The organism is Bradyrhizobium sp. 35, from assembly GCF_023073215.1.
Lineage (GTDB): Bacteria > Pseudomonadota > Alphaproteobacteria > Rhizobiales > Xanthobacteraceae > Bradyrhizobium > Bradyrhizobium canariense_D.
In genome coordinates, this window is the sequence record NZ_JADPJC010000144.1 from 554,852 (window position 1) to 580,517 (window position 25,666).

Annotated in this window: 28 protein-coding genes; 10 read left to right on the plus strand and 18 right to left on the minus strand. The window is 61.0% G+C overall.

Annotated elements, in window-relative coordinates; all coding sequences use genetic code 11:
* Positions 1-31: 31 nt before the first annotated feature.
* From ugpA to IVB36_RS31265, 5 genes are all read left to right on the plus strand, one after another.
* Positions 32-913, plus strand: a complete 882-nt coding sequence (gene ugpA, locus IVB36_RS31245) for a sn-glycerol-3-phosphate ABC transporter permease UgpA (protein WP_018455751.1) — start codon at positions 32-34, stop codon at positions 911-913.
* Positions 913-1,761 (plus strand): sn-glycerol-3-phosphate ABC transporter permease UgpE, encoded by an 849-nt coding sequence (gene ugpE, locus IVB36_RS31250; RefSeq protein ID WP_247394129.1) that lies wholly within the window; start codon positions 913-915, stop codon positions 1,759-1,761. The genes ugpA and ugpE overlap by 1 nt, the downstream gene beginning before the upstream one ends.
* A 5-nt stretch (positions 1,762-1,766) precedes the next feature.
* Positions 1,767-2,846 (plus strand): sn-glycerol-3-phosphate import ATP-binding protein UgpC, encoded by a 1,080-nt coding sequence (locus IVB36_RS31255; RefSeq protein ID WP_018455749.1) that lies wholly within the window; start codon positions 1,767-1,769, stop codon positions 2,844-2,846.
* 282 nt (positions 2,847-3,128) lie between these two features.
* Positions 3,129-3,554 carry an Hsp20 family protein gene (locus tag IVB36_RS31260; protein ID WP_026233018.1) on the plus strand — a complete coding sequence of 142 codons (426 nt, stop codon included), beginning with the start codon at positions 3,129-3,131 and terminating at the stop codon, positions 3,552-3,554.
* 51 nt (positions 3,555-3,605) lie between these two features.
* Positions 3,606-3,878: a DUF1150 domain-containing protein gene (locus IVB36_RS31265; RefSeq protein ID WP_007598581.1), complete on the plus strand. Its 273-nt coding sequence runs from the start codon at positions 3,606-3,608 to the stop codon at positions 3,876-3,878.
* A 165-nt stretch (positions 3,879-4,043) separates the two neighbouring features.
* Here the strand turns inward: IVB36_RS31265 and IVB36_RS31270 are convergent, their stop codons facing one another.
* The 10 genes from IVB36_RS31270 to IVB36_RS31315 all read right to left on the minus strand — a co-directional run bounded on the left by IVB36_RS31270 (position 4,044) and on the right by IVB36_RS31315 (position 14,888).
* Positions 4,044-5,066 carry a glycoside hydrolase family 5 protein gene (locus IVB36_RS31270; protein ID WP_247295991.1) on the minus strand — a complete coding sequence of 341 codons (1,023 nt, stop codon included), beginning with the start codon at positions 5,064-5,066 and terminating at the stop codon, positions 4,044-4,046.
* Positions 5,063-6,196 (minus strand): O-antigen ligase family protein, encoded by a 1,134-nt coding sequence (locus IVB36_RS31275; protein ID WP_247394156.1) that lies wholly within the window; start codon positions 6,194-6,196, stop codon positions 5,063-5,065. The genes IVB36_RS31270 and IVB36_RS31275 overlap by 4 nt, the downstream gene beginning before the upstream one ends.
* 449 nt (positions 6,197-6,645) lie before the next feature.
* Positions 6,646-7,107 carry a PTS IIA-like nitrogen regulatory protein PtsN gene (ptsN, locus tag IVB36_RS31280; RefSeq protein ID WP_018455745.1) on the minus strand — a complete coding sequence of 154 codons (462 nt, stop codon included), beginning with the start codon at positions 7,105-7,107 and terminating at the stop codon, positions 6,646-6,648.
* Positions 7,108-7,345: 238 nt separating this feature from the next.
* The gene (gene raiA, locus IVB36_RS31285) at positions 7,346-7,963 is read right to left on the minus strand and encodes a ribosome-associated translation inhibitor RaiA (protein WP_026233016.1); all 618 of its coding nucleotides are present in this window, start codon (positions 7,961-7,963) and stop codon (positions 7,346-7,348) included.
* An 81-nt stretch (positions 7,964-8,044) separates the two neighbouring features.
* Positions 8,045-9,658, minus strand: coding sequence for an RNA polymerase factor sigma-54 (gene rpoN / locus IVB36_RS31290; protein ID WP_247295847.1), 1,614 nt, complete (start codon positions 9,656-9,658; stop codon positions 8,045-8,047).
* Between the two features lie 90 nt (positions 9,659-9,748).
* Complete coding sequence (lptB, locus tag IVB36_RS31295; RefSeq protein ID WP_018455742.1) at positions 9,749-10,747, minus strand: LPS export ABC transporter ATP-binding protein; 999 nt, start codon at positions 10,745-10,747, stop codon at positions 9,749-9,751.
* A 266-nt stretch (positions 10,748-11,013) separates the two neighbouring features.
* The gene (locus IVB36_RS31300; protein ID WP_026233014.1) at positions 11,014-11,724 is read right to left on the minus strand and encodes an LptA/OstA family protein; all 711 of its coding nucleotides are present in this window, start codon (positions 11,722-11,724) and stop codon (positions 11,014-11,016) included.
* A 5-nt stretch (positions 11,725-11,729) separates the two neighbouring features.
* The gene (gene lptC / locus IVB36_RS31305; protein WP_018455740.1) at positions 11,730-12,458 is read right to left on the minus strand and encodes an LPS export ABC transporter periplasmic protein LptC; all 729 of its coding nucleotides are present in this window, start codon (positions 12,456-12,458) and stop codon (positions 11,730-11,732) included.
* Positions 12,459-12,602: 144 nt separating this feature from the next.
* Positions 12,603-13,217 carry a ribonuclease D gene (locus IVB36_RS31310; RefSeq protein ID WP_007598566.1) on the minus strand — a complete coding sequence of 205 codons (615 nt, stop codon included), beginning with the start codon at positions 13,215-13,217 and terminating at the stop codon, positions 12,603-12,605.
* 147 nt (positions 13,218-13,364) lie between these two features.
* On the minus strand, positions 13,365-14,888 hold the full coding sequence (locus IVB36_RS31315; RefSeq protein WP_018455739.1) for a hypothetical protein: 1,524 nt from the start codon (positions 14,886-14,888) through the stop codon (positions 13,365-13,367).
* 799 nt (positions 14,889-15,687) lie between these two features.
* Between IVB36_RS31315 and IVB36_RS31320 the strand changes: the two genes are divergently transcribed.
* A complete protein-coding gene (locus IVB36_RS31320) occupies positions 15,688-16,149 on the plus strand; it encodes a lysozyme inhibitor LprI family protein (protein WP_245288424.1) in 462 nt (153 codons plus the stop codon).
* Here the strand turns inward: IVB36_RS31320 and IVB36_RS31325 are convergent.
* Positions 16,136-16,321 carry a hypothetical protein gene (locus tag IVB36_RS31325; protein ID WP_157642950.1) on the minus strand — a complete coding sequence of 62 codons (186 nt, stop codon included), beginning with the start codon at positions 16,319-16,321 and terminating at the stop codon, positions 16,136-16,138. The genes IVB36_RS31320 and IVB36_RS31325 overlap by 14 nt on opposite strands.
* Positions 16,322-16,722: 401 nt before the next feature.
* Between IVB36_RS31325 and IVB36_RS31330 the strand changes: the two genes are divergently transcribed.
* Together IVB36_RS31330 and IVB36_RS31335 are read left to right on the plus strand one after the other, a co-directional pair.
* Positions 16,723-18,906 (plus strand): PAS domain S-box protein, encoded by a 2,184-nt coding sequence (locus tag IVB36_RS31330; RefSeq protein ID WP_247394130.1) that lies wholly within the window; start codon positions 16,723-16,725, stop codon positions 18,904-18,906.
* Positions 18,899-19,264 (plus strand): response regulator, encoded by a 366-nt coding sequence (locus tag IVB36_RS31335; RefSeq protein WP_247394133.1) that lies wholly within the window; start codon positions 18,899-18,901, stop codon positions 19,262-19,264. The genes IVB36_RS31330 and IVB36_RS31335 overlap by 8 nt, the downstream gene beginning before the upstream one ends.
* A 119-nt stretch (positions 19,265-19,383) precedes the next feature.
* On the opposite strand, the gene IVB36_RS31340 is transcribed toward IVB36_RS31335, so the two are convergent.
* The 4 genes from IVB36_RS31340 to IVB36_RS31355 all read right to left on the minus strand — a co-directional run bounded on the left by IVB36_RS31340 (position 19,384) and on the right by IVB36_RS31355 (position 20,934).
* Positions 19,384-19,614, minus strand: coding sequence for a hypothetical protein (locus IVB36_RS31340; protein WP_247394136.1), 231 nt, complete (start codon positions 19,612-19,614; stop codon positions 19,384-19,386).
* Between the two features lie 104 nt (positions 19,615-19,718).
* Positions 19,719-20,024 (minus strand): response regulator, encoded by a 306-nt coding sequence (locus IVB36_RS31345; protein ID WP_247394139.1) that lies wholly within the window; start codon positions 20,022-20,024, stop codon positions 19,719-19,721.
* A gap of 16 nt (positions 20,025-20,040) precedes the next feature.
* Positions 20,041-20,250, minus strand: a complete 210-nt coding sequence (locus IVB36_RS31350; protein WP_247394142.1) for a hypothetical protein — start codon at positions 20,248-20,250, stop codon at positions 20,041-20,043.
* Between the two features lie 321 nt (positions 20,251-20,571).
* Entirely contained in the window at positions 20,572-20,934 is a 363-nt protein-coding gene (locus IVB36_RS31355) for a response regulator (RefSeq protein WP_247394145.1), read from the minus strand.
* Between the two features lie 276 nt (positions 20,935-21,210).
* On the opposite strand from IVB36_RS31355, the gene IVB36_RS31360 reads away from it, so the two are divergent.
* A complete protein-coding gene (locus IVB36_RS31360; RefSeq protein WP_247394147.1) occupies positions 21,211-21,480 on the plus strand; it encodes a DUF2934 domain-containing protein in 270 nt (89 codons plus the stop codon).
* A 374-nt stretch (positions 21,481-21,854) separates the two neighbouring features.
* Here the strand turns inward: IVB36_RS31360 and IVB36_RS31365 are convergent, their stop codons facing one another.
* The 3 genes from IVB36_RS31365 to IVB36_RS31375 all read right to left on the minus strand — a co-directional run bounded on the left by IVB36_RS31365 (position 21,855) and on the right by IVB36_RS31375 (position 23,758).
* Positions 21,855-22,361, minus strand: a complete 507-nt coding sequence (locus IVB36_RS31365) for a PRC-barrel domain-containing protein (RefSeq protein WP_247394149.1) — start codon at positions 22,359-22,361, stop codon at positions 21,855-21,857.
* Positions 22,362-22,490: 129 nt separating this feature from the next.
* The gene (locus IVB36_RS31370; protein WP_247360143.1) at positions 22,491-23,345 is read right to left on the minus strand and encodes a hypothetical protein; all 855 of its coding nucleotides are present in this window, start codon (positions 23,343-23,345) and stop codon (positions 22,491-22,493) included.
* A 218-nt stretch (positions 23,346-23,563) separates the two neighbouring features.
* Positions 23,564-23,758, minus strand: coding sequence for an SANT/Myb-like DNA-binding domain-containing protein (locus tag IVB36_RS31375; protein ID WP_247394151.1), 195 nt, complete (start codon positions 23,756-23,758; stop codon positions 23,564-23,566).
* Between the two features lie 1,062 nt (positions 23,759-24,820).
* On the opposite strand from IVB36_RS31375, the gene IVB36_RS31380 reads away from it, so the two are divergent.
* The coding region (locus tag IVB36_RS31380; RefSeq protein WP_247394153.1) for an FIST N-terminal domain-containing protein at positions 24,821-25,666 on the plus strand (846 nt) is incomplete at its 3' end.

Genomic DNA, 25,666 nt, shown 5'->3' on the forward strand with positions numbered 1-25,666 from the left:
CCGCGACCCGGCCTGCCGCTCTGCTGGCATCATGCAAAAGCAAGCCATCTTCCAGTCAAGACTGTTACCGTACGCGCTGGTTGCGCCGCAGCTCGCGATCGTCCTGATTTTCTTCTATTGGCCGGCCCTGCAGGCGGTGATCCAGTCCTTCCTGCTCCAGGATGCGTTCGGTCTGTCGACCACCTTTGTCTGGTTCGAGAATTACGTCGAGCTGTTCAAGGACGCAGCCTATTTCGAGGCGATCGTCCGGACCTTCTTGTTCTCGTTCGCCATCGCCGTCTCGTCGCTGTCCTTTGCGCTGCTGCTCGCCGTGATGGCGGACAAGCCGCTGCGTGGCTCGATGCTCTACCGCACGCTCCTGATCTGGCCCTATGCGGTGGCACCGCCCGTGGTCGGCGTGCTCTGGATCTTCATGCTGCATCCCTCGCTCGGCGTGCTCTCGCGCTATCTGCGCAATATGGGCGTCGACTGGAATCCGCTGCTCGACGGCGACCAGGCCGCGGCGCTGATCATCCTCGCCGCCGCGTGGAAGCAGATCTCCTATAATTTCCTGTTCTTCCTCGCCGGCCTGCAAGCGATCCCAAAGAGCGTGTTCGAGGCCGCCGCGATCGACGGCGCCCGTCCGATGCGGCGGTTCTGGACCGTGACCTTCCCGTTGCTGTCGCCGACCATCTTCTTCCTGCTGGTGGTCAACATCGTCTACGCCTTCTTCGACACGTTCGGCATCATCGACACGATGACCCGCGGCGGCCCCGGAACGTCGACGGTCACGCTGGTCTACAAGGTCTATTCCGACGGCCTGCTCGGCGGCAATCTCGGCAGCTCGGCGGCGCAGTCGGTGATCCTGATGGTCATGGTCATCGTGCTCACCGGAATCCAGTTCCGGTTCGTCGAACGCAAGGTGACCTACTGATGGTCGAGGAAGAGGGCTTCCGGCGCAACATCGCCCACATCATCCTCTGGATCGGGATCGCGGTCGTCGCCTTCCCCGTCTACATCGCGTTCGTCGCCTCGACCCAGGACAACGCGCTGATCGCCAACGGGCAAATGTCGCTGCTGCCGGGCGGCCATTTCTTCGAGGTCTACTACCAGACCATTTTCGTCGGCACGAGCGGATCGACCCGCGAGCCCGTCGGCAACATGATGCTGAACTCGCTGGTGATGGCGCTGCTGATCGCGGTCGGCAAGATCGCGATCTCGATCATCTCGGCCTACGCGATCGTCTATTTCCGCTTTCCCTTCCGGATGCCGATCTTCTGGATCATCTTCATCACGCTGATGCTGCCGGTCGAGGTGCGCATCTATCCGACCTACAAGATCGTCGCCGATCTGCACATGCTCGACAGCTATGCGGGCCTGTCACTGCCGCTGATCGCCTCCGCCACCGCGACGCTGCTGTTTCGCCAGTTCTTCATGACGGTGCCGGACGAGCTGCTGGAGGCCTCGCGCATCGACGGCGCCGGTCCCCTGCGCTTCTTCTGGGATACGCTGCTGCCGCTGTCGCGCACCAACATGGCGGCGCTGTTCGTGATCCTCTTCATCCTCGGCTGGAATCAATATCTCTGGCCGCTGCTGATCACCACCCGCGACGACATGCAGACCATCCAGGTCGGCATCCGCAAGATGATCACCACCACCGACGCGCTGACCGAATGGCCGATCGTGATGGCGACGGCCGTGCTCGCGATGCTGCCGCCGGTGTTCGTCGTCGTCGTGATGCAGAAACTGTTCGTGCGCGGAGTCGTGGAGACGGAAAAGTAAATCCCATGGCTAACGTCACCCTGCGCAACGTCCGCAAAACCTATCCCGGCGGCTTCGAGGCCATCAAGGGCGTCAACGTCGATGTCGGCGACGGCCAGTTCTGCGTGCTGGTCGGGCCCTCCGGCTGCGGCAAGTCGACATTGCTGCGCATGGTCGCAGGCCTCGAAACCGTCACCGGCGGCGAGATCGACATCGGCGGCCGCATCGTCAACCAGATCGAGCCCGCCGACCGCGACATCGCGATGGTGTTCCAGAACTACGCGCTCTATCCGCATATGAGCGTCTTCAACAACATGGCTTACGGCCTGCGCAACCGCGGCATGAAGGAGGCCGAGGTCAAGACCCGCGTCGACGAAGCCGCCCGCGTGCTCGAGCTCACCTCGATGCTGGAGCGCAAGCCGCGCCAGCTCTCCGGCGGCCAGCGCCAGCGCGTCGCCATGGGCCGCGCCATCGTGCGCCAGCCGAAGGTGTTTCTGTTCGACGAGCCGCTCTCCAATCTTGACGCCAAACTCCGCATCGCGATGCGGGTCGAGATCCGCAAATTGCAGCGCCGGCTCAACACCACGTCGATCTACGTCACCCACGACCAGCTCGAGGCGATGACGCTCGCCGACATTCTCGTGGTGATGAATGGCGGCCAGGTCGAGCAGGTCGGCAATCCCTTGGCGATCTACGAGAAGCCGGCGACGACTTTCGTCGCCTCCTTCATCGGCGCGCCACCGATGAATCTGATGTCGATTCGCGCCGACGAGATCAAGTCGCAGCTCGGCAGCACCGACGCCGGCATCCTCGGCATTCGCCCGGAGGATTTCGTCATCACCGACCAGAGCCCGGCCGGCGGCGTCGCCCTTCCGCTCACCGTGGAAGCGATCGAGCGCGTCGGCGCTGAAACCTTCGTTTACGGCACGCGGGCTCAGGACGAGCAGCGCATCGCCGCCAACCCCGGCGAACTGCCGCCCGGCGAGGTCATCGTCCGCATTCCCGGCTCAGAGGCGCCTCCGATCGGCGAGAAGATCCGCGTCGCAGCAATGCGCCAAAAGCTGCATCTGTTCAGCGGCGATGGGCGGACGCGGATCGAGGCCTGATCGGGTTCCGCTGGGCCGTCGATTAAAAAACGCGAAAACAACCCCATGCACAGTAGAAGGGGGTTTGTTTTTGTTGAGAAAAATCACACCGCAATTTCGTCGGGCCGGCTTGTGGCAGGCGTTTCGCGCCATGGCGACAAGTCAGCTTTTGCGGGTGAGCTGCCAGTCCACAGCCCCGGCTACGTCCTTGAACCCACACGCGGATATGCCCATATTGCTGATCAAGGGGTGCCTGTACGGGCCCTGATGCACCAAAGTCGCTTCGAGAGGACTTTGTAAACTATGTCTCGTGTTCCCATGCTTTCCAGTCCCTTCCTTCTGGGCTTCGACGAGATCGAGCGCGTGCTCGATCGGGTTGTCAAAGGCGCCGACGGTTACCCTCCCTACAATATCGAGAGGTGCGACCGGTCGGAGGGCCAGCCCGAGCGTCTGCGGATCACGCTGGCGGTCGCCGGATTCACCCGCGACCAACTCGATGTAACCATTGAGGAAAACCAGCTCGTCATTCGCGGGCGGCAGCAGGACGACAAGACCCGGCAATACATCCATCGCGGCATCGCCGCGCGCCACTTCCAGCGCACTTTCGTGCTGGCGGAGGGGATGCTGGTGCTGGGTGCGGATCTGAAGAACGGATTGCTGGCGATCGATCTTGCCCGGCCGGAACCGGAGAGGATCGTTAAGACAATCGCTATCAATGAGCACGAATAATGGAACGAGTAGCGGACTCGACCGCTTAGTTTCGAGAGAGGAGTCGAGACCATGAGTGAAGGTCACGTTGCGTTCGAATACGAAGCCAAGAACGTCTCGCCGGAAACGCTGGCAACCCTCGGCGAAGGCCATATCGCCTATGTGAAGCAGATCCGCTCTGAGGATGTGCCGGGCCTGTTTCCCGAAGCGCCGAAGATCGCGCCGGGCCTCAAGCTCTTCGCGCTCCACGCCGCCGACGGCACGCCGATCATGCTGACCGACAGCCGCGAAGCCGCAATCGCCAACGCCTGGAGCAACGAGCTGCAAGCGGTGAGCGTGCACTGAGCACGCGCGCGTCGCACGAATAGGGTTTCAAGCGGGCATGCCTTCGCAGGAAGGCGTGCCCGTTTGCTTTGGGGGATCCAGAATCTTTCCGTGGCAAGATTTTGGATTGCTTCGCTCGCTCGCAATGAGGCAGTGTGCGGCGATGGCTCGCGTCCCGGATGCACCTCAACGCCCGGCCGGAAGCAGTGCCCGCAGGATGTCCGGCTTCCAGGCTTGACGCGCGCTGTCGAAGGCCGCGAAATCATGATCGAACTGCCAATAGGCCCAAGCCCAGCCAAGCCGCTCTGCGCTCCGCGCCACGAATGACAGATATCTGGTCCGTGCTTCGGCTGGAGCGGCCTCGTACACGCCGAACTCGCCGAGATAGATCGGGCGCTTTTCTCTTTGGGACCAGGACCGAATCTTCTCGAAATCGGCGCGGGCCTTCTGTTTATCCTCCGGGGTACCCCAGTCGAGCGGGCCGATTCGCGAGAATGTGGGCGACCACGGTGCGCCCTGATGGGTGAAACGGATCGGCGCGTAATAGTGAAACGTGACGATCAGATTCCGGTCATCCGACGGCAGGACCAGGTCCTCGACCGGCATCTCGTCGACGTTGAGAACCGAAGCGATGACCGTCCGCCGGGGATTGGTGGCGCGGATGATGCTGAGGCACTCGTTCAGAAGGCCGTTCCAGCCGGTGGACGACATCTGCCCGCCCGGCTCGTTGAGGACCTCGAAGACAAGTGCTGGATATTTCCCGGCGTAGCGCGCGGCGATTTGGGTCCAGAACGATTTCAGCTTGTCTGTGCACTCGGAGATGTCGCGCTGACAAACATGGGTATCGTGCTCGTCCAGGATGGGGATGAGATTTCGGGCGAGCACTTCCTCGATGACGCCATCGAGCCGCCTCAAGACGACTTCATCCATTACCTTCTCCGGATTCATGAATCTAAAGCCGAAGAAATTTATCCGAACGTGCGAGAACCCGGCGCGTCTGATCGCAGTGAGGTTGTCCAGACGAAATGGCGCGTTTCGGCCTCCCTCCCAGACGCCGTCGTAGCCGAGGATGTTGATGCCGCGCCCCAATTTTGGAGCAGGGGGCGTGTTGGCCTGTCCGGCTGCCTCGGTCCGGAAGCAGATCGGAAGCACGGATAGTGCCAAGACAAGACGAAAGGCTATCGTCCAGCGGACGCGGATGGCATTCATCCTGTTTGCCCCGTCATTGCTGCAGGCCCCTGCTGGGGCACCGGCCTGCACACTGCGAAGAAGAATGCGACGAGCAGCACCGACGTGAACATTGTCGAGCGAAGAAACATCGTCTCCGTGAAGTTCGATTGAAAGCTCAGGACGACGAAGCCGATGATCAGCGCGCAGTGATACCGATCGATCGACCGGGTGGCGATCAAATAGAGGACCTTTTCCGAGAACAGATAAACGCTCGTGACGAACAGCAAATATCCCAGAAATCCAGTTTCAATCGCGACCGCGATGTAACCGCTATGATAATTGTCGAGCACCCAGCCATGATTCTGGTTGAAATAGTCGTAGATCGCGGGGCGCGTCCAGAATCCGTTGATGCCGAAGCCCAGCAGCGGCGCATCGTTGAAATGGCCGATGGCGTACTGCCAAATGAAGGTCCGCTCGGTCAAATCGACGGTCGCCTCGCCGAGATGGATGGAATCGTACCCCGTCACGTAAAAATACAGCATCAGCAGAGCGGCCAGGATGCACATGATGAGTGGCAACACCGCATAGATTTTCATGCAGCGGATCGACCACATGGAAGTCACGAGCAGCCCGCCCGCCGCGAATGCGACAGCGCCGGCACCACGCGACTCCGAGGCGATGACGCAGGTCGATGCCAGAACAAGCGACACGAGGAATGCAATCCATCCCTGCCCCGTGATCTTCTGATAACAGGCAAAGAACATCAGATATGCGCTGATAAAGCCGAGCGTCTGCTTCGATTCGTAGATTCCTTGCCACTGGCCGTTGTGCATCCAGCTCTGGTCGACGCCGATCTCGGGCACGAAGACGGCGCACAACGCCGAGGCGGCGACCAGAACGAACAGCCCAAGCGCCGTGGATCCGACGATCTCGTCGATGTCGATACGCGTGATGAGGCAATACGCACCGAAAGTCGTCACCACAAGTGCAACGCTCTTCATGATCGCTGCGATGGAAAGCGTGGTCCAGAGAACGGAAACGGCCGCGAGGGCATAAAATGTGACCAACGCGATGAGATCTGGATTGGGCTGGATCCGGACCCGCGGCCGTACGAAGACACTGGCATAGATCGAGACGATCCACATCAGCAGCGCGACCGCCTGCTGCACATAGCTCCACTCTGAAGGTAGTAATGCGGGGTGAAGAACACCCATTGATGCGACCACGTTGAGGGTGATCGAGCTGCGGATCACGTTTCTGGCCAGCCGTTCCACGCCGGCGCTTGGCGCTTTCCAGATCGCGCTTTCATATGCATCGGAGTCCGCTGCGGTATGCAGTCCGGCGCCAAGCTGACCACCCTGAAGCACGGCCGCGGGCCGCTCTTCCGCCCCGGCACCGATGTGCAGCGGCGCCCTTCCATTCCCAGTCACGTGCACTCAGTCCATAACGGCGAACGGCCCTTAACGATGTGAGGGCCGCCCCTATGCCCTACGTCTCAAACGGGAAGATATTCGCGTCTTCTACCTTCGAGATCAAGATGAGCATGACGAGATTGCTGCGCGCCGCGCAATCCAGGTGCCAGAATCGATCGGGCCTTATCCTGCAAGAAGGAGGGGAGTTACGCCGCGGTCGCCGGCGGCAGCGCGAGCACCGAATAGATCGCCTGGGCATCGCGCGAGGCGCGGAGCTTCTTGGCGATGTCCTGGTCGCGGAGCAGGCGGGCGATGCGGGCCAGCGCCTTGAGGTGATCGGCACCGGCGCCTTCGGGGGCGAGCAGCAGGAAGACGAGATCGACCGGCTGGCCGTCCATCGATTCGAAATCGATCGGGCGATCGAGGCGGGCGAACATGCCGAAGATCTTTTCCAGCTTGGGCAGCTTGCCGTGGGGAATGGCGACGCCGTAGCCGACCGCAGTGGTGCCGAGCTTCTCGCGTTGCAGGAGTACCTCGAACACGGAACGCTCGTTCTGCCCGGTCAACTCGGCGGCCTTGGCCGCGAGTTCCTGAAGCGCCTGCTTCTTGCTGTTGACCTTCAATGCCGGGAGAATCGCCTCGGGCGCGACCAGATCGGTAATCGGCATGGAAGTTTTCCGAGGTGAATGAAAACGTCAGGTTCCGAATTGGCCAGCCTGGACAAAGAACCTGGGCGGGCCGACGTCAAGAAGATGAAGCAGGAGGCGGACTTAGCTCGCCCCTGATGTGGGGGGCTTCTACTCCAACGCAATCCCGGTGCCAACTCCCGCGTGCAGCTTTGCCCCGGTCATTGTTAAGGCGGAAAGGGGCCCCGGCGCGGGGCCCCCAGAGCGTCGCCCGACGGCCTCACGCCTTGCCACCCACCTTGCCGTCCGTCTTGACCCCCGGGGGGTCTATCCAGCCGACATTGCCGTCGGCCCGGCGGTAAATGATGTTCACCCGGCCGGAGGAGCCGTGCTGAAACACCAGGCAGGGCGCCCCGCTGAGGTCGAGTTCCATGACCGCTTCGCTCACGGACAGCGGCTTCAGCGAGGTGGTGGCCTCGGCGATGATGACGGGGCTGTAGCCGGTGATCTCGTCCTCATCCTCACCCTCGCCCGGTGCCTCCAGCACGTAGCTGGTGGCATCCATCGCGGCCAGCGCCGCGGAGGCGACATGGGCCTTGCGGGCGGAGCGATCCTTGAGCCGGCTCTTGTAGCGCTTGAGCCGCTTCTCGATCATCACCAGCGCCTGGTCGGCACTGGCATAGGCGTCCGGTGCGTTGGAATCGGCCTCGAGCGTGATTCCCGAATCAAGATGCAGCGCACAGTCGGTGCGGAAGCCGAAGCCGTCCTTGCTCAGCGTGATGTGACCAGAGTAATTGCCGTCGAAATATTTGCGCAGGACCTCTTCAGTCCGGTCGTTGACGCGGCCGCGCAGGGCCTCGCCGACGTTGACGCTCTTTCCCGAGATGCGGAGAGTCATGTGAACCTCACTTGGTTCGTGCCTGGCCTGGATTTGGGCCCGATAGCAGATCGAGAGTAGCGCGATTTCGCGCCGGCGCAATCAGGCCGGTTCGGGATTGCGGGAGCGATCGGCCATGGCGGTGGAGACGACGTTACCAAGAGCGCTCTGCTTGTCGCGACGGCGTTGCACCGAGGAAGGAATGCGCATGGCTTCGCGGTACTTCGCGACCGTGCGGCGGGCGATATCAATGCCCGAGCCGCGCAAGCGTTCCACGATGGTGTCGTCGGACAGGATCGAGGAGGGCGCCTCCGCATCGATCAGCTGCTTGATGTGGTGGCGCACGGCTTCGGCCGAATGAGCCTCGCCGCCATCGGCCGATGCAATCGAGGCCGTGAAGAAATATTTCAGCTCAAACGTGCCGCGATTGGTCGCCATGTATTTGTTGGCGGTGACGCGCGACACCGTGGATTCATGCATCTGAATGGCGTCGGCGACGGCCTTCAGATTCAGCGGTCGCAGATGCGCCACACCATGGATGAAGAAGCCGTCCTGCTGGCGCACGATTTCGGTTGCGACTTTCAGGATGGTGCGGGCGCGCTGGTCGAGCGCACGCACCAGCCAGGTCGCGTTCTGAAGCGCATCGGTGAAATACGATTTGTCGCCGTCCTTGCCGATCTTCTTCGAGAGCTGCGAATAGTAGGTCTGGTTGACCAGCACGCGCGGCAAGGTGTCGCTGTTGAGCTCGACATGCCAGCCGCCATCGGGTCCCGGGCGGACATAGACATCGGGCACCATGGTCTGGAGCCGGGCCGTGCCGAACTTCATGCCGGGCTTGGGATTGAGCCGGCGGATCTCGCCGATCATGTCGGCGATGTCCTCATCGTCGACGCCGCAAACCTTGCGCAAGGCTCCGATGTCGCGCTTGGCGAGGAGGTCGAGATGCTCGACCAGGGCCTGCATCGCGGGATCGTAACGGTCGAGCTCGCGGAGCTGGATCGCCAGGCATTCGCTCAAATTGCGCGCGCAGACGCCGGGCGGATCGAATTTCTGCAGTACGGCAAGAACGTTCTCGACGTCCTGTTGCGATGCGCCCAGCCGTTCGGCGGCCTGCCCGAGATCCGGCGGCAGGTAGCCGGCTTCGTCGACGAGGTCGATCAGATACTGGCCGATCATGCGCTGCGCGGCCCCGGTGAAGGCAACCGAGAGCTGCTCGGCGAGATGGTCGCCGAGCGTGGTCTCCGCGGCGACAAAGGCTTCGAGATTGTAGTCCTCGTCACCGGAGGCGCCGCCGCCCCATTCGGTGTAGGTGGTCGGCGCCGCATCCTGGGCGTTGCGCGCGGCCGCCTCGGCCGGTTCCTCGGAGAAGACGTTGTCCAGCCCGGTGTCCATGGTCTGCTCGATCTCGGCGCGGGTGCCGAGATCCTTGCTCATCCACTCTTCCTGGCCGGGCTCGAAGGCTTCGCCCGGGCCGCCGCCCGGCTCGTCGTTGTGGCCGCCGTCGCTGTCATTGAACTGGCCGGTCTCGGCCGGGCCCTCGCCCGCGGGCGGCTCGTCATTGGCCCGTTCCAGCAGGGGATTACGCTCGAGTTCCTCTTCGACGAACGTCGTGAGATCGAGATTGGACAATTGCAGCAGCTTGATCGCCTGCATCAACTGCGGCGTCATGACCAGCGACTGCGATTGCCGGAACTCTAATCTCTGCGAAAGCGCCATGAAGCAAGAACCGATCCCAAAAGTTGGTCCGATTTTTGCTTATCCTAGTCCAAGCCCGATGTACACGTCTTGACGAATTGGAAAAACGGGCTAGAGGCGGAATTCCTCGCCAAGGTAAAGGCGGCGCACGTCCGGATCGGCGACGATCTCATCCGGGCTCCCCTCGGTCAGGATCTCACCGGCATAGACGATGTAGGCGCGATCGGTGAGGCCGAGCGTCTCGCGCACATTGTGGTCGGTGATCAGCACGCCGATGCCGCGGTTGGTGAGATGGCGGACGAGGTCCTGGATGTCGCCGACCGCGATCGGATCGATGCCGGCAAAGGGCTCGTCGAGCAGCATGTAGTTCGGACGCGTCGCCAGTGCGCGCGCGATCTCGACGCGGCGCCGCTCACCGCCGGACAACGCAATCGACGGCGATTTCCTTAGGCGCGTGATGTTGAATTCGTCGAGCAGCGAGTCGAGCTGCTGCTCGCGCTTCTTGCGCGACGGCTCGACCACTTCGAGCACGGCGCGGATGTTCTGCTCGACGGTGAGACCGCGGAAGATCGAGGCCTCCTGCGGCAGATAGCCGATCCCGAGCCGCGCGCGCTGATACATCGGCAGCTTGGTGACGTCGTGGCCGTCGAGCTCGATCGCGCCGCGATCGGCCTTGATCAGGCCGGTGATCATGTAGAACACGGTGGTCTTGCCGGCGCCGTTGGGGCCGAGCAGGCCGACCGCTTCGCCACGGCGCACATAGATGCTGACGCCGCGCACGACCTGGCGGCTGCCAAAACTCTTTTCCACGCTATGCACAGCCAGGAAGCCCGGCCGCTTCAAGAGCTGAGGCCCGCCGGAACCGTTGGGCCTGCCGGCAGCCCTCACGGGATGAACCGCCTGGGCCCGGGGCTGCTCGGCTTGATAGTCCCCTTGGAACTGATCGGGTGCGTGCATCGGCTGGTTACGGGCGATCGGCGGCGCGTCCCTGACAGGGCTGGCCACGAGGCCGCCGACGCTGTCAGCGAGCGCGGTGATGTCCTGGCGCGCAAATCCTGGCCGGCCGCGTTTGGCGGGGCGCCGACGGAACATGCTGAAGAGATCGACCATCCCCGCCTTCTAGCCTTTCGCGACGATCCTGCGCGGTCTTCGCGCGATCTGCCACGCCGGCTTCAGGATTCGCCGACGCAGCATGAATGAAGGGATGTCTCATGCCCAGTGAAACACGCCCGAAAAGCGGCGAACCCCGCTTCGAAAGCCCTTCGCGCTAGATACAGTCTCGGCGCGCAAGCTTCAACCTCGGATCGGCGATGATCGACCCAAGCGTCTGAAATCATTCTTCAAATTTACTTTGACGGGCTTGGGTCTACGCTGACTTATTTGGGTTTAGTTGCGCCAGGCAATTGCAGAGGTCCCGCGCCGGGCTTGCCCGCGCCTCCGGATCCGCAATCATTGCCGCCGCCCTGCGGCAGCAGCGCCTGCACCCGGCCGCTATCGGATTCCACACGCGACACGCCCGTGGTCATGTCGACCGCCAGCCGGTCGCCGCGCAGCACGTTCTTGCACTGCGTCAAGACGACGCCCCCGAGCATGGTGATGAGGTTGGTGCGGGTGTCGAACACGGCGGTCTCGCCCGTGACCACCTGGTCCTTCTGGGTGACGACGACATTGCCGCGCGCCTCCAGTCGCTTGATCGAGGAGTTGCCGCCCGGTCCCGGCGTCGCCGACTGCATCGGCGCCCCCTTGGTCGCCTTTGCCGCAGGCTGTGGCGCGGCCGGCTTGTCGCCGCCCGAATCGTAAAACACCACCAGCGTCTTCGAGGTCATGGTGGTGTCGCCCTGAATGACCTTCACATTGCCGGAAAACGTCGCTTCCTTCTTCTTGTCGCGCATCTCGAGCGAGGCGGCCTCGATCTGGATCGGCTGATCGCGGTTCTGCGAGAAGCCCTGCATCGCGTTGGGCACGCCTTGCATCGTGCTCTGCGCGATCGCCGCACCCGTTGCGACCAGTGCGATGCCGACGGCGAGCGCGGCCGCACCCGGGATGACGCGCCGCTTGCCGTCGTTGCGCGGAAAAAACCTGATCATGAAAATCACTTTGAATTGGCGGACTTGTTCTGGGGCGTACGTGTCTTCGCAGCCGGCGCGGGTTCAGTCGGCGCGGGCTGAGTGGCGGCAGGATCGTCCAGCTTGTCGAGGTGCATCACCACATTCCCTTCGAAGCGGATGACGTCGCCGCCTTCCGTGATCCGCAGCCGATCGGCCGTCAGCGTTCCGTTGGTCAGCTTGACGTCGACATGCTCGTCCGAGGAGACCGTGCCCTTGCCCATGTCGACGAAGGCCGAGTTCAGCCGCGCCTCGTAGCCGGTCGAGGTGCGCAGGAAGATGTCCTTGTGCAGGTCGAGCTGCTGCTGCTTGTTGTCGAACCGTCCAGTGCGGGCATCGAGGAACAGGGTCGATTGGTCTTCCATCAGCACCTTCGCGCGCAAATCATGGAGATCGACATGATCGGGATCGGTGATGTCCTGGGTCGCGGTCTTGGCCCAGAGCTCGTAGGGCCGCTGGTCCGGCGTGAAGCCGGACATGTGCGGCGATTCCATCGTGATCTTCGTGCCAGTGACCACGAGATTTCCGGAGTCGAGCTTCACGGGGATCTGGAACGGGTTGAAAATGGTCGAGATGAGGACGAGCAGACCCATGGCCGCGGCCACTGTCGTCGGCACCGCGATGCGCAGAATCCGCACCAGGCGGCTGTGGCGCGCCGCGCTGGCGAACTTCGCCGCGAGCGCGGCGTCGTAGGTGACATTGTGGGCCGAATTCACCTGGGCTCCTGAGGTGTCGCTCGCCTTGTCCGGCTGGCGGGCGCCCCATTGTAGCCGGCAACGCCAAAATATGCAGCCCGCGACAGGCCGTTACGAAAGTGTCTGAAACGGGGCGACCGCCCAGCTTGGCCGCCGCGCTAAACTCTAGGAATGCGCGAAAATGTCCTCTTCGGCCCAGCCCTGGAGATCGAGCAAAGCGCGGGTCGGCAGGAAGTCGAAACAGGCTTTGGCCAGCGCCGTGCGGCCTTCCCGCGCCAGCATGGCATCGAGCCGCTCGCGCAAGCCGTGCAGATGCAGCACGTCGGAGGCGGCGTAGGCGAGCTGCGGCTCGGTCAGGCTGTCGGAACCCCAATCGCTCGATTGCTGCTGCTTGGAGAGGTCGACATTGAGCACCTCGCGCACGAGGTCCTTGAGGCCATGGCGGTCGGTATAGGTGCGGATCAGGCGGGAGGCGATCTTGGTGCAGTAGATCGGCCCGGTCATGACACCAAACGTCTGGTACAGCACCGCGACGTCGAACCGCGCAAAGTGGAAGATTTTCGTGTTCGCGGGATTGGCCAAAAGCGCCTTCAAGTTCGGCGCGTCGGTATGACCTTTGGGGATCTGCACCACGTCCGCGCTGCCGTCGCCGGGTGAGAGCTGCACCACGCAGAGCCGGTCGCGATGCGGGTTCAGGCCCATGGTCTCGGTGTCGATCGCCACCGCTCCGGTATAGCGGGACAGATCGGGCAGGTCGCCGCGGTGCAGGCGTACGGTCATGGCGTTTCAAACCTCAATCGAATCGGTGCGCTTTGCAGGCTAATCCCCGGCACAGACGCTGGCGAGGGCCGGCCGCGATGTATCCGCTGGCAGCCGCCGGCGCAAGCATCAGGCGCGGCTGGTCATACAGAGCCGCGGCGCTGGTCGTCATTGTCTTTTGGCTTCGCCGGCGAAACCGGATTGCGGCCTGACGTAAACGGTCTCGTAAGCGCCGGTGTATTGCTCGCGCCAGCCTCGCCGCTCCACCAGAAATCGCCGCAGCTGTTCGTGCGCCTTGACCCACAGCACGGCGTCGATCCGGTATTTGTCGAGCACCATGTCCCACGCGGCTTCGTCGATCTCCCAGCTCACCAGCTTGAAATAGTCGCGCAGCAAATCGTCCGGATAGGCGGTCGCGGCGCGACCGTCGACGAATGGGGGGACGGTGCCGTGCGTCGCGAAGATCAGGTAGCCGCCGACGTTCCAATTGTTCAGGACCCGCCGACCTGCGAGATGCTTTCGCAGATAGCCGGCATCTTCACTCGACAGCATCGGCGGAAGTGCGAGCGCCGGTGCAACGTTCAAATAGGCCATCGGCAGGGTGCCGAGACCGACGATGCCGGCGGCCAGCAACGCTCCCCTCACGTCCCGACCGGTGAGACGCTCAGGCAGCAAGCGGCTGAGGTGAAGCGCCATCGGCGCGGTCGAGAAAATGAAGAAGAAAGCGATGTACCTGAACTGATACAGTCCCAGAATCAGAAACAGCCAGGACATCAATCTCGGCTCGAGCGGGATCGGTCTGGAGTTTCTGTAGCGAAGCTCGAGCGCGACGAAGGCCAGCATGTACAGGATGCCGGGAATGCTGCCCGGCATTTCCATGTTGTGATAGTAGGACAGCCATTCGCCGATATTGCCCTGGACGAAGTGCCCCATCGTCGCGGCGGCACCGGCATAGATATTCCAGCCGAGCGGATTGATGGAGGTCGCGGCAAGGCACCCGATCCCCGCGAGAGCAAGGATCCGGAGCTCGGCCCAGGCCCCTCTGAGCACGGCGCCGCCGCAGAAGACGCCGATCACGAAAAAGCCGAGCAGAAAACCGCCATGCAGATTGGCCCAGAGCACCATCAACACGGGAAGCACGAACCATCGCGTTCGTCGCAGGCATTCGCGATAGAAGACGACGCAGAACAACATCGTGCATGTATTCGGCGAGACCGCGAGATACATGTTCGGCGAAGCTTCGTAAGCGGGATAGAGCAGGCAGGCCAAGAAGACCGAGACGCAGACCGCGATCGCCGACGCGCCGTAGCCGAGAGAGATCGCGGTCAGGATGCCGACGATCGCTGCGCCGCAGGCCACCGTCAGCAGGACGAGGCTGCCAAAGCCTGCGTATTGAAACGTCGCACTGGCAAGCGCGTCCCAGAGCCAGGACAGATTGAGCCATGGCTTGTCGCCGTGGGTGAACGACCAGGGGTCGTGGAGCGGGATGGCGTTGCGCTCCCGGATGATATCTCCGGCCGCCAGATGCCAGCCCAGATCGTAATGGCCGAGCAGAAGCGGCGCGTTCAAGACGTAGAACAGGCAGATGAACGAGATCAGGAACAGATAAATTCCCGATCTCAGGAGAAACGGGCTGATCGCGTTCGCAGCCTTGTCGAATGCCGGCTCGTGCCAGACCTGATGCTGATCCACCGCTTCCCCCACGATAAAGCGAGCCCGATGGCTCCGCGCTCGCCGACGGCCGGATGCGAGCCTGCCCGCTGACTAAGAGCTAGTTTGTCTAAAGCGGGGTAAATTCGGACGATGCAACCGAGGGGGGATTGGCGGAATGAAATTCCGCTCAACGGCGGGCTTCCGAGGTCTCCCAAGCAGCTGTTTACACTTGGAAATCTTCGAAGCGGACCTGCATCGTCTCATCCCCGAGCTGTTATTAATGGCATTGCTGGAAAATGCCCGAAATCGCTTCAGCTACCGGTTTCGGCAGCGGCGGCGGCGCAGTCACCGGCTTCGGGGGCGGAGGTGGTCTCACCGGCGGGAGCGATTCAACGACCTGGGTTGGGTGTGGTGCCCAGGAAAAGACTCGATCGTCACCTTCAGTTGTCCAAATGGAGGCCCGCGAGACCGCGACCGCGCAGCGTGGAGATCGCCAGTGCGTGCCTTAAGCGGTCCCGCCGTCATTATTCGTCAGCGTAGCTCCTGTTCCACATTCAGGTGAACCAACGCTGGGCCTTCGATGACCAAAGTTGCATGTATCACCTATTGGTCGAAAATCCCGTAAGTCAGGTCAAGGCACATCAAAGGCATTGATTGGAGAGGGCGTAGCCGAAGCCGCATACCCCCTCGTTTTCCCTTCGCACTCGCCGTCCGGCCCTTCCGCCACATCCGCCGGTCTACCGTCTCGCTGAGCTTCATGCGCTCGCAGTGGTGTTCTGTTCCATATTTTCGATGCGTCGAACGGAGATCTCCAATGAAGCTCAAACTTGCCGTCGCGATGCTCGCCGCAAGCCTCCCGATCGCATCGATGGCTTTCGCCCAAGGCATCGCGCCAGCCGAACTTGCGGTGATCGATGGCTGCCTGAAGACCGCGGAGAAAACCGGCGGTTTCGGCGGCGCGTGCGTTGGGCTCGTCGCCGACCCCTGCATCAAAGCGGCAGAGGGCGCGAATGACGATGTCGCCAAATGGAAAGCCTGCGCGGCGCGCGAACTCGCCATTTGGACGCAGAAAACCAATGAGGCGCTAAAGAAGGTTCAGGCCGGCGGGTTCGCCGACGCGATCAAGGCGGTCAATGACTCGCAGAAAACTTTCGCCGCGTCGCGTGATGGCTTCTGCGCGGTCTTCGACAAGGTCGATCCCGGCATGTACCGGGGCAGCGCGAGCTACTGCCGCCTGCGCGAGACCGCGAACCGCTCGCTGAGCCTGATCAAGCTCGGCGCCGCGGTCAACGAGCATTGAGACCTCTTAGGCGCTTGGGGTCATCAGCTTTGCCGACCTTTTCCCACATAGCGATGACGGCTTCGGCCGCGAGCGCGGTGGACGTCGGCGCGTAGCGCTTGCCTGAACGACTGAAGCCAGCCTCCAGATCGCCTGCGATCGCCGTGCCTCGGTTTTGAGTACCGGTCAGCAACTCAAATTCCCTGCAAAAGCGATTTCAATCGCTTGAGTAGGAGATGGTGCCCAGGAAAGGATTGGGCCCGCCGCCATAAGATCACAGCAAAATCAACTACTTATCGACGCTCTTCTTAGCTGCTTTGTACCACCCCGTTGTGCTGGTGTCCATGTGACCGCCCACGCTTTATTCGTGCCACTAGCAAGCAAGGCTCGCGGGCCGATAATGACGCTCGCCGCAAAAGAGTTACCTTAGTAGCTATCGCAAAGCCGCTTTCGGTCTGGTATTAGGGAACCATCTGATGCACGAGACGTTGGGGCTTGTTCGGCGGCCCAGCGGGGGAGTCCGCCCCATCTCCCTCTTCAAATAGTTGGCCGACGTCGGTGGCCTTCGCTCCTCTCGCCCCGAGAGATGCCTTCATGTCCAATATTGAGGACTTTCCGGTCTCTGCTCGTCGTCAACCGACGGAGTTCGACGCGCTGGTCGCGGCCGGTGATGCCGCACTCGACGCTATTCCTGGCGCGGTCTACCTCTGCGATGCAGAAGGCTTGCTCGTCGCCTACAACACTGAGGCAGTTGAACTGTGGGGCCGGACCCCGGACCCGGCTAAGAAGGAGCGTTTCTGCGGCTCCCATCAGCTTTATCTCCTGGATGGAACCCCGCTTTCCCACAGCGACTGCCCGATGGCCACGGCCATCCAGGTGGGCGCAGCCACGCGCAATGCCGAAGTCATCATGGCGCGACCGGACGGCTCTCGCTTCACCGCTTTGGTCAACATCCGGGCGCTGCGCGACCGCTCCGGCCGGATCCAGGGCGCGATCAACTGCTTCCAAGACATCACGGGACGCAAGCAGATCGAGGAGGAAGTCCGCCGGACGAAGCAGGACCTGGAGGACTTCTTCGAAAATGGCGCCGTGGGCCTTCATATCGTCAGCGGCGAGGGCATTATTCTCCGAGCTAACAAAGCCGAACTAGAGCTGCTCGGGTACAGACCCGAGGAGTACATTGGCCGCCACATCGCGGAGTTTCATGCCGACGCTCCGGTCATCGGTGACATCCTACAGCGCCTTTCATGCGGGGAGCCGCTTGATCGCTATCCCGCGCGTTTGCGGGCGCGCGACGGCTCAGTGAAGCATGTTCTGATTACATCCAACAGCCGCTTCGTGGACGGCAAGTTCGTCAATACGCGCTGCTTCACCATCGACATCTCGAAACTGCATGCTGCCGAAGAGGCACGACAAGTCAGTGAAGCCCGTCTCGCAGCCACCTATGAGGCTGCGAGCGTCGGCATCTCCGAGACAGACGAGAACGGGCGCTTCTTGCGGGTGAATGATTTCATATGCCGCATGACAGGCCGTTCGCGCGACCAACTGCTTGGAATGACCTTCCTGGAATACACCGATCCGGATGATCGGGCGGATGACGCCGAGCTATATGCGAGGCAAGTCCGCGGCGAGATCGAGAACTACACCACCCGCAAGCGCGTATTCCGACCTGACGGGTCCGTGCGCCATCTTGATATTTTCAGTTCGTCGGTGCGAGGTTCGGACGGTCGCTTCCTTTATGGCGTGCGGGTTGCCCAGGACGTCACCACGGCCAAACAGTTGGAGGACCGTTTGCGCGAAGGCGAGCAGCGCATGCGTGATCTCCTTGAGGCATTGCCCGCCGCAATCTATACGACGGACGCCGAGGGTCGCATCAATTTCTTCAATCGGGCGGCGGTCGAAATGGCGGGCAGAACCCCCCAGCCCGGCAACGAATGGTGCGTAACCTGGAAACTTTACTGGCCGGACGGCTCACCCCTTCCGCACAATGAATGTCCGATGGCTGTGGCTCTACGCGAGAATCGCCCGGTTCGCGGTGCCGAGGCTGTTGCTGAGCGTCCGGACGGCAGACGTGTGCCGTTCATTCCCTATCCGACCCCGCTGCGTGACTCGGAGGGAAAATTGGTCGGCGCCATCAACATGCTCGTCGATATTACTGAGCGCAAGCAGGCAGAGAATGCTCAAAAGGTTCTCATCGACGAATTGAACCACCGCGTGAAAAACACGCTCGCCACGGTGCAGTCTCTCGCGAGCCAGACCGCCCGCCATGCTGCCGATCTGGAAGAGTTTCTGCCGACCTTCACGGGAAGGCTGCTTGCGTTGGCCCGCGCGCATGACCTTCTCACGGCGCGAAATTGGCAAGATGCCCCTTTCGAGAAGCTGGTCTACGATATCGTCGCTCCGGTGTCGGCCGGGCGCGTGGTGACAAGCGGGCCGCACGTCGATTTGGACCCGCGTACTGCCTTGAGTATCACCATGGTGCTGAACGAGCTTTTAACCAATGCAGCCAAATACGGCGCACTCTCCGCGCGGGGTGGATCCGTGTCGCTCACCTGGAGGATCGTCGACGGCGAACGGTCGCAAGGCGTGCTCGAATGCGAGTGGCGCGAACGCGGGGGCCCCCTTGTAGTGCCGCCCAAACGGCGAGGATTCGGCACGCGGTTGATGGAGCGCTGCATAGAACATGACCTCGCCGGGAATTTCGAATTGGTGTTCGAGCCGGAGGGCACAAGCTGCAGCATTGCATTTCCCGTTAAGGTCCCAGTATCCAATGGCTGAAATGTCGGGCGCCAGGGTTCTCCTCGTCGAAGACGAAGGCTTGGTGGCGCTCATGATCGAAGACATGCTCGATGAACTGGGATTGAAAGTCGTGGCCTCGGCTGCCCATCTGAAAAAGGCCTGCCAACTTGCGACGACCGCATCCGTCGATGTCGCGCTCCTTGATGTAAATCTGGCTGGAGAGCTTGTCTTCCCGGCGGCTCGGATCCTGCGCGCGCGGAGTATTCCTTTTCTCTTCAGCACCGGCTACGGCGGGCCTGCCCTCGAGGAGGAGTTCAGGAATGCCCCCGCGATCGGGAAGCCCTTCTCCGTCGACCAGTTGAGCGATAAATTGCGAACGCTTCTGCCGCCTCCCTAGGCCGTCCGAAGCATCCTCGTAACGGCAAGATCCACAGCGGTCCTTACAATCCCCTTTGCTGGGAGGGTAAGCTTCGAGGGTCCATCAAGCTGGCCGTTCTTCTGACCAATCTACGACCGTCACTCAGGTTTGTCGGCATTGATGTGCAGGACGAAGAGCGTGTTTCGGAATTCGTCTGTAACTTCCATCCTCCACTCCCGCCCAGGCCCCAGCTTTCCGTCAATGCCCTGCAACGTCTGACCGGCCATCACAGTCGCCTCCTTCCAAGCTGCATGCTTGTCTGGCAACTCCTCGCCGACGCGGTCAATCTGCGTGTGTTCATGAGTAACATTGAAGTAGTAGCGCGGCATCAGGAATGACCTCTACTTATAAGGTACTTGCGTAACTTCTGGGCCTGTTCGCCGTTCCGCCTTCAGGTCCGATCCAACAACTTGGCGAACACCCTTTGAGTGATCTATTTGAAAAGGTTTGGTGAGGAGCGGTCGCTCCTAAAATCGGGCAAGTACTGCGTCGACAGCATACCCGCTCGCGAAAACGAACGGGACGTTGCGTCGAGCGACGACTTGGGCACTGGCTCACTACTGGTGCGGCCAAGTAAGACGTCCAGCACAGCGAACTCGAAATTAACGGTACTGGCGCGCTCTGGGAAGGAGACCAGATCACCGGCTTTGGCCACAACCGAATGACCTAGCTCCGCCAGCATATTGGCTATCATCATCTGAATAAGTGCTTCATCCTCTACCAGAAGTACCGAGGCCATGAGTTACCTCCAAGGCTTATGACGGCCCGAGTTTTGCTGCACCAGGAAATGCTCGGAGCGCAGCGGCCCGTAGCTCGTCCAATGTAATGTGCCCCGCTTCGGCAGCTGCAAGAAGCTGTTCGGCAATAAGCTTGCGGGTCTCATGATCACCGCCGCTCGGAAGCTCCCGGCACGTCTCTTCCAACACGACTTCCATATTCGACTTCACGCGACCTGACAGCGTCATCCTGCTCTCTCAGGGGTTGGTTAGATCATTTGCACAATATGGAAAGACCCAACACCCTCAACGGAGGTCATCGGCTATGGCACGCCCTAGCCCAGACGGCTGCCGTTCCTGATTTGGACTTTTCCGATATTCGTCACAAGCCGCCCATACGTCAAAGGTGCCCTCTTCCGCTATGCCTCGGTAAGCCGACGTAAGTACACGTCTGCGCCGTCACAGGATGAGGGTACGTCGGGTCACGCGACCTGCCGGGCCGCCTTTCGGACGATCCTGACTTCTATAGCGTGATGCAGCAGACCACCAGTGCCTGCTAATACTCTGGAGCTAGTCGGCGTTAGAGCCTTGGCCTAGAAGCGTCCCCATGCAGTGATCGAGAGCGTCCAAGGGAAATGGTTTCTGTAGAAGTGGCCGACCGTTGAATTGCTCTGGTATACCGTCGGCGCCATAGCCGCTGGCGAAGACGAAGGGAATGCCGCGGAGCTGCAAAGCCTCTGCGATAGCTTCAGAGCTATCCCGGCCAAGCTGCAGGTCGAGAATAGCAGCGTCGCATTCAGCGCTCATGGCCATGGCTAATCCAGAGCCCAGGTCGCTGGCCTCCCCAGCAACCTCGTGACCAAGCTCCACCAGCATATCCGCAATCATCATGCGGATAAGCGTTTCGTCTTCGATCAGAAGTACTGCAGCCATGCTTCTCCTTACGCCGGCAGGCTTGTGAACGGGAATCTTTTTCCCGGGCCCTTCTTCGCGAGCTCGCCCACGTTCCTTCCCTCTCGAAAAACCACGGGGCGGAAACTAAGCTCCCTTTACACTGGGTACAGCGCGGCCTCGCGACGAGGTTAATGAGCTGCTTTGTGCAAAAGTGAACTTAACCGCGTGAAGGAATTCGCGCTCCTCGCATTTTACAGCCAGGGCTGAACAATGAGCCCAGCCGGAGTCATTTAGAACGAGGAGGAATGCGATCCGATGGATGAAAGGAAAAAGCTCGAGCATCAGATAGCACTGGCTACTCGGACCGCCGCATACACCTCAGACGAGAACGCCGCCAGGAGGCTGCGGCAGTTTGCTGATCAGCTGGGGCGCAAGCTTTCCCCCTCTTCTTCGCGGCGCGCTCAAATCACGGCACGCGCCTATCAGCTTTGGGAACGGGCCGGACGCCCCTCGGGGCGAGATTTGGATTTCTGGACCGAGGCGGAGCGGGAGTTCAGCCCGGGCGATACTCCAGGCCAACATTAGGGGACTGGCGCTCCGCGCGATCTACTCGCAAAAAATTATACAGCGCCAGTTGTGTGCACTATCAGACCGTCAGCGGAAACGGACCATCGATCTAATTGAGCGCCCCGAACCGACCAGTGCTGCTCACCCATGAAGAATTTGCGGCAATGCTAGGCTTGGACGAGCTAAGCAAGCCGGTCTTTCAACGCTCCATCCTGATCACTAGCAACCCTTTGCCGCCAGGATGAACACGGGCCGATTCTCACACTCCATGCGGAGTGGCAATTTTGACCGAGGCGAAATCCGTGCTCGACGTGGCGCGCGAGGTGAAGGGCGCCCAAGGAGCCCCCTAATCGCCGCCTCGAGACCGAGTGTCCGAGGCGGCGTAGTGGGCCTCAGTATTTGAACTGCGGCATAGCCTTCAATTGGTCCTTGGTCGCGTTGTAGACGACGTGGTCCGGATACCAATTTTCGTTGGCTGCACGCACGGGCCGGTTGGAGCGGTTCACCTCTCCAGTCGCGGCACCGGCATTGTTGACGCCAACCGTCGGTTTGTCGGCAGGCGGCGTGGCCGTCGACGTGCGAACGGGCTCGTTGACCCACTTCAGCTTGTCATAGGGCACAGCAACATAATGCTCGCCCATACCGAGGAATCCACCAACACCCAGGATGACGTTCGCAGTCTTGCCCGACTTGTCGAGAATGACCTCGTTGATGTCGCCGATCTTCTCGTTGGCTTCGTTGTAGACGTTGACGCCGACGAGCTTGGAAGCCCGCCATTCGCCTTCCTTGTGCGACGAGGCGGCACTATCAGCGGCGGTCTTGGTCGAGGCAGTTTGCGCCGATGCCGAGCACGTGAACAACGCCGTGGTGAGCAAGGCGGCGACGAGATACTTGGACATGCGTCCTTCTCCGTTTGTGAATAGTGGGCGTACTTAGCGCAGCAGCATAATGAGAATGATCAGCGGGATCGGAATTCCGACGAGCCAAAGCAAAATCGGCATGACATCTCTCCTTTCGTTTTCGATGGGTTAGCGATTGGTTGCAGGCGCATACGCCTTCTTGCCCCAAGTGCCGTCGCGAAGCCCGCCGCCTTCAGTGGCAGCCAGCGATGCGCAGAAGGCGCCGATAAACAGGGAAAGCGTTAGCCAGATCGCAATCTGCATGGCGGCCTTCCTTGCCGCGTCGAGATCAGTTTTCACCTGAGTGACGACGTCGTTGACGCGCTTCTCGGCGTCCGCCTGGCTTAATCCGGTTCGGGCAGACACGACCTTAGCAACGTAGGTGCGGTCGGCGGGACTGACATCGTTGTCTTTGTGGAAGCTGTTGGTGAACAGGCGGACCATCTCACCACGCGAGTCGCCAGTCTGCTGGCCCTGGGAGGACGGGTTATCCGAGCGCAGGAGCGTGTCGACGTAGCCGCTCATCGGCGAATTCTGTGCAGCGTTCGCGGCGCCCTGCGTCGCGCCAGCAAGCGTTCCGCCTAGCAACGTGGTTGCCGGAGCAGCCAGCAACACAGCGCCGAGAACCGAGGCGGCCGCCCAAGCTAAAAAGCCATGCGCCGTATCCCGGAAGTGCACCTCGGTGGTCTGCACGCCGACCCACTTCGTGCGGAGACGGCCGGCAAGATAACCACCTACGGCGGACGAGATCATCGCCATGACGATGAAATATAGACCAGTTCCGATCTTGAAAGTCGTCGCGGACACACCCGAATTGCCCCAGGGCGACACCACAGAGAAACCCATGCCTGCGCCAAAGGATAGAAGCACGAGCGTAAGTGCGAGAGACGCAACGGCCCCGGCCAGGACGGCAGCCCAGGAAACCCCGGCCACCGACGGTTCAACCACCCCCACCTGTGCGTCTTCTCGAAAAGCTTGTGCCATTTGTTTCTCCCAGCAGCCGATACAGCTGCCTGGAAAATGCCCAGATGGGAACAAAGGTTCCATGCATTGACGCACTGAGACCGACGTGTGAGGTCTAAGCAGGCCCACCCCGATGCGGTATAGGGCGAAATCTGTGCTCGACCTGCAAATTGAAAATGCCGGCATTGCCACGCGGATGCCTCGCCTCGCGCTCAAGCAAGAGGCGTTAACGGCTTGCCCTAGCGGGAGCGCTTGCGCGCTACCAACCGCAAAGGAATATTGTGCAGATGTGCCCGGCCGCGCACCGCAGGTTCTGTCCTGCCCAGCGCGCGAGCGATCTCATCCGGTCTCGTCCCCGCGGCTGCCAGCGACAGCAGCCGCTGATGCTCCTCCGGCGTCCACCTTCTTACCAGCGGGTATCGTGATTGGTTCATCGCTCCATGCCCAAGGTTCTTCGCCCTGCCTGCTCATTGCGGCGACAGTCGCTGATTCGCAGCTGAAAAGAAGGATCACTTTGGACCGCTAAGAACGCTTTCTCGGTGTCATGTTCTTTTCTGCACCGAACACGAAGCTTGGCTCCTGAGAGATTGGCTGAGAGAGCGAATAAGACACGCGACCGAGACCATGCTACCACGCCTGTCAGGGAAAGTAGCCGCTCCGCGCTACCGACTCATCAACGCGTGGGTGTTGGTGACTAGCTCCGGCTGTTTTACGAGCAAGGCCGCGATGCCCACTAGAAGCAGCATCGAAGCGACCATGATGGCGAGCCACTTTCTGTCATCCATACGCGGCCAATGCCAGCCTGGAGGTCTCGTTCCCCATGGGTTTTGTTCGGTCTGTCCGGAGCAGCCCAATCGGGGCCTGACCTAGGCCGTGAACCCACAGTCCGCCGGGCTGACGCCACACCAGAGTCCGCTATGCTGACGTATTCCGAGCTAACCAAGGAGTGCGTTCGTGGGCACGATTCAAATCCCGCAAAATCCGAAAAGCCTCTAAACATAGGCTGCCTACCCAAACGGCCTTTCCGACACGTCGACATGATTCATCCCAACGGGTGGTACTTCGCCATCCAGCCACTCCTGCTCTTCGGCCAAAGAGCGCCACGCCTGCTCCATGCGCCGGTACCGCTTGTAAGCTGGGGCTGTCCCTCGAGGGCTCACCTCGCGCGAGCATGGCACCGTTATCGGAGTCCCCGATGGCTTCATGAGAGAGGCTCCTACACCACGAAAGTAGTCCATAAAAATTGGATATCCCGAAAGGCTCTGGAAGTTTCCCCGATTCGTAATAGCTCAGAAACGAGCGGTGCTGAAAAACCCCGGCGAATGACGCGCAAGGAGCGGTATGCTGGCGGGCTTGATCAGACTGAAAGCTATAACCCCAGACGGCCATTGCCGAATGTCGCTGCACAAAGCGCTTCGAGTCGCCTCCATATTTTTGAGGAACGGAACTTATCGTTTCGAAGGTTGTTTACTGCTGTTGTCTAAGTGGGGGGAACAATGAAAGCGTCGGTAGTCTCGACGGATTCGAGCGATAGCTCGACTGCAGGCAAATTTCTGGCCACCGAAATACGAAGATCCCTAAGCACACCGCCTGCTGCCTTGGTAGTATTTGCAGCTCCTCAGCACGACCACGGAGCGATACTTTCTGCCATAAAAAAGGAGCTGCCCGATACCATCGTTGTGGGAGCTTCATCTGCCGGCGAGTTTACGAATGTGGCCAGTGGTCAAGGCCTTGCGTGTGCACTGGGGTTGGTTGGCGACGATGTGGTCTTCTCATATAGTGTCGGACGTAACCTCGCGATGGATGCCACAGCGGCAGCCCAAGAGATAGTTTCGAGGTTTACACCAACACCGCCCGGACGGTTTCCGTTTCGGGCTGCTCTCGTTCTGGCTGATGCTCTAGCTGGGCATGCCGACATTTTGGTCGATCAGTTGACGTTAGCTACAGCCGGCCAATATCAATTTTTTGGTGGAGGCGCCGGGGATAACGCTCAATTTCAAAAGACCACTGTATTTTGTGGAGAAGAAGTTTTGTCCGACGCCGCGGTGGCATTGGAGATTCTTTCCTCAAAGCCGATCGGCGTGGGTGTTAGTCACGGCTGGAGACCTGCGTCCCGAGCCTATCGCGTCACGGCGAGCAACGGCATGAAAGTGATAAGCCTTGATGGCTTTCCAGCGATCGAAGCGTTTGAAGAACACGCGGAAGAGACTCATCAGAACTTGGACCGGAAAGAACCGTTACCCTTCTTCCTGCACAATATTATTGGGGTTGATAGCGGAGCTGAACATCGCTTGCGTGTTCCTCTGGCTGTGGATGAGGAAGGCGCAGTTGTGTGCGCCGCT

Excerpts from the sequence above, each read along its gene's own strand:
- IVB36_RS31270 (WP_247295991.1), bottom strand. The coding sequence starts at position 5,066 with ATGAATGCCATCCGCGTCCGCTGGACGATAGCCTTTCGTCTTGTCTTG.
- raiA (WP_026233016.1), bottom strand. The coding sequence starts at position 7,963 with ATGACTCTCCGCATCTCGGGAAAGAGCGTCAACGTCGGCGAGGCCCTG.
- IVB36_RS31360 (WP_247394147.1), top strand. The coding sequence starts at position 21,211 with ATGGATGAAAGGAAAAAGCTCGAGCATCAGATAGCACTGGCTACTCGG.
- ugpA (WP_018455751.1), top strand. The coding sequence starts at position 32 with ATGCAAAAGCAAGCCATCTTCCAGTCAAGACTGTTACCGTACGCGCTG.
- IVB36_RS31340 (WP_247394136.1), bottom strand. The coding sequence starts at position 19,614 with ATGCCGCGCTACTACTTCAATGTTACTCATGAACACACGCAGATTGAC.
- IVB36_RS31255 (WP_018455749.1), top strand. The coding sequence starts at position 1,767 with ATGGCTAACGTCACCCTGCGCAACGTCCGCAAAACCTATCCCGGCGGC.
- IVB36_RS31320 (WP_245288424.1), top strand. The coding sequence starts at position 15,688 with ATGCTCGCCGCAAGCCTCCCGATCGCATCGATGGCTTTCGCCCAAGGC.
- IVB36_RS31300 (WP_026233014.1), bottom strand. The coding sequence starts at position 11,724 with ATGATCAGGTTTTTTCCGCGCAACGACGGCAAGCGGCGCGTCATCCCG.
- IVB36_RS31335 (WP_247394133.1), top strand. The coding sequence starts at position 18,899 with ATGGCTGAAATGTCGGGCGCCAGGGTTCTCCTCGTCGAAGACGAAGGC.
- IVB36_RS31265 (WP_007598581.1), top strand. The coding sequence starts at position 3,606 with ATGAGTGAAGGTCACGTTGCGTTCGAATACGAAGCCAAGAACGTCTCG.
- lptB (WP_018455742.1), bottom strand. The coding sequence starts at position 10,747 with ATGGTCGATCTCTTCAGCATGTTCCGTCGGCGCCCCGCCAAACGCGGC.
- IVB36_RS31370 (WP_247360143.1), bottom strand. The coding sequence starts at position 23,345 with ATGGCACAAGCTTTTCGAGAAGACGCACAGGTGGGGGTGGTTGAACCG.
- IVB36_RS31365 (WP_247394149.1), bottom strand. The coding sequence starts at position 22,361 with ATGTCCAAGTATCTCGTCGCCGCCTTGCTCACCACGGCGTTGTTCACG.
- IVB36_RS31260 (WP_026233018.1), top strand. The coding sequence starts at position 3,129 with ATGTCTCGTGTTCCCATGCTTTCCAGTCCCTTCCTTCTGGGCTTCGAC.
- ptsN (WP_018455745.1), bottom strand. The coding sequence starts at position 7,107 with ATGCCGATTACCGATCTGGTCGCGCCCGAGGCGATTCTCCCGGCATTG.
- IVB36_RS31375 (WP_247394151.1), bottom strand. The coding sequence starts at position 23,758 with ATGAACCAATCACGATACCCGCTGGTAAGAAGGTGGACGCCGGAGGAG.
- IVB36_RS31350 (WP_247394142.1), bottom strand. The coding sequence starts at position 20,250 with ATGACGCTGTCAGGTCGCGTGAAGTCGAATATGGAAGTCGTGTTGGAA.
- ugpE (WP_247394129.1), top strand. The coding sequence starts at position 913 with ATGGTCGAGGAAGAGGGCTTCCGGCGCAACATCGCCCACATCATCCTC.
- rpoN (WP_247295847.1), bottom strand. The coding sequence starts at position 9,658 with ATGGCGCTTTCGCAGAGATTAGAGTTCCGGCAATCGCAGTCGCTGGTC.
- IVB36_RS31355 (WP_247394145.1), bottom strand. The coding sequence starts at position 20,934 with ATGGCTGCAGTACTTCTGATCGAAGACGAAACGCTTATCCGCATGATG.
- IVB36_RS31310 (WP_007598566.1), bottom strand. The coding sequence starts at position 13,217 with ATGACCGTACGCCTGCACCGCGGCGACCTGCCCGATCTGTCCCGCTAT.
- IVB36_RS31330 (WP_247394130.1), top strand. The coding sequence starts at position 16,723 with ATGTCCAATATTGAGGACTTTCCGGTCTCTGCTCGTCGTCAACCGACG.
- IVB36_RS31345 (WP_247394139.1), bottom strand. The coding sequence starts at position 20,024 with ATGGCCTCGGTACTTCTGGTAGAGGATGAAGCACTTATTCAGATGATG.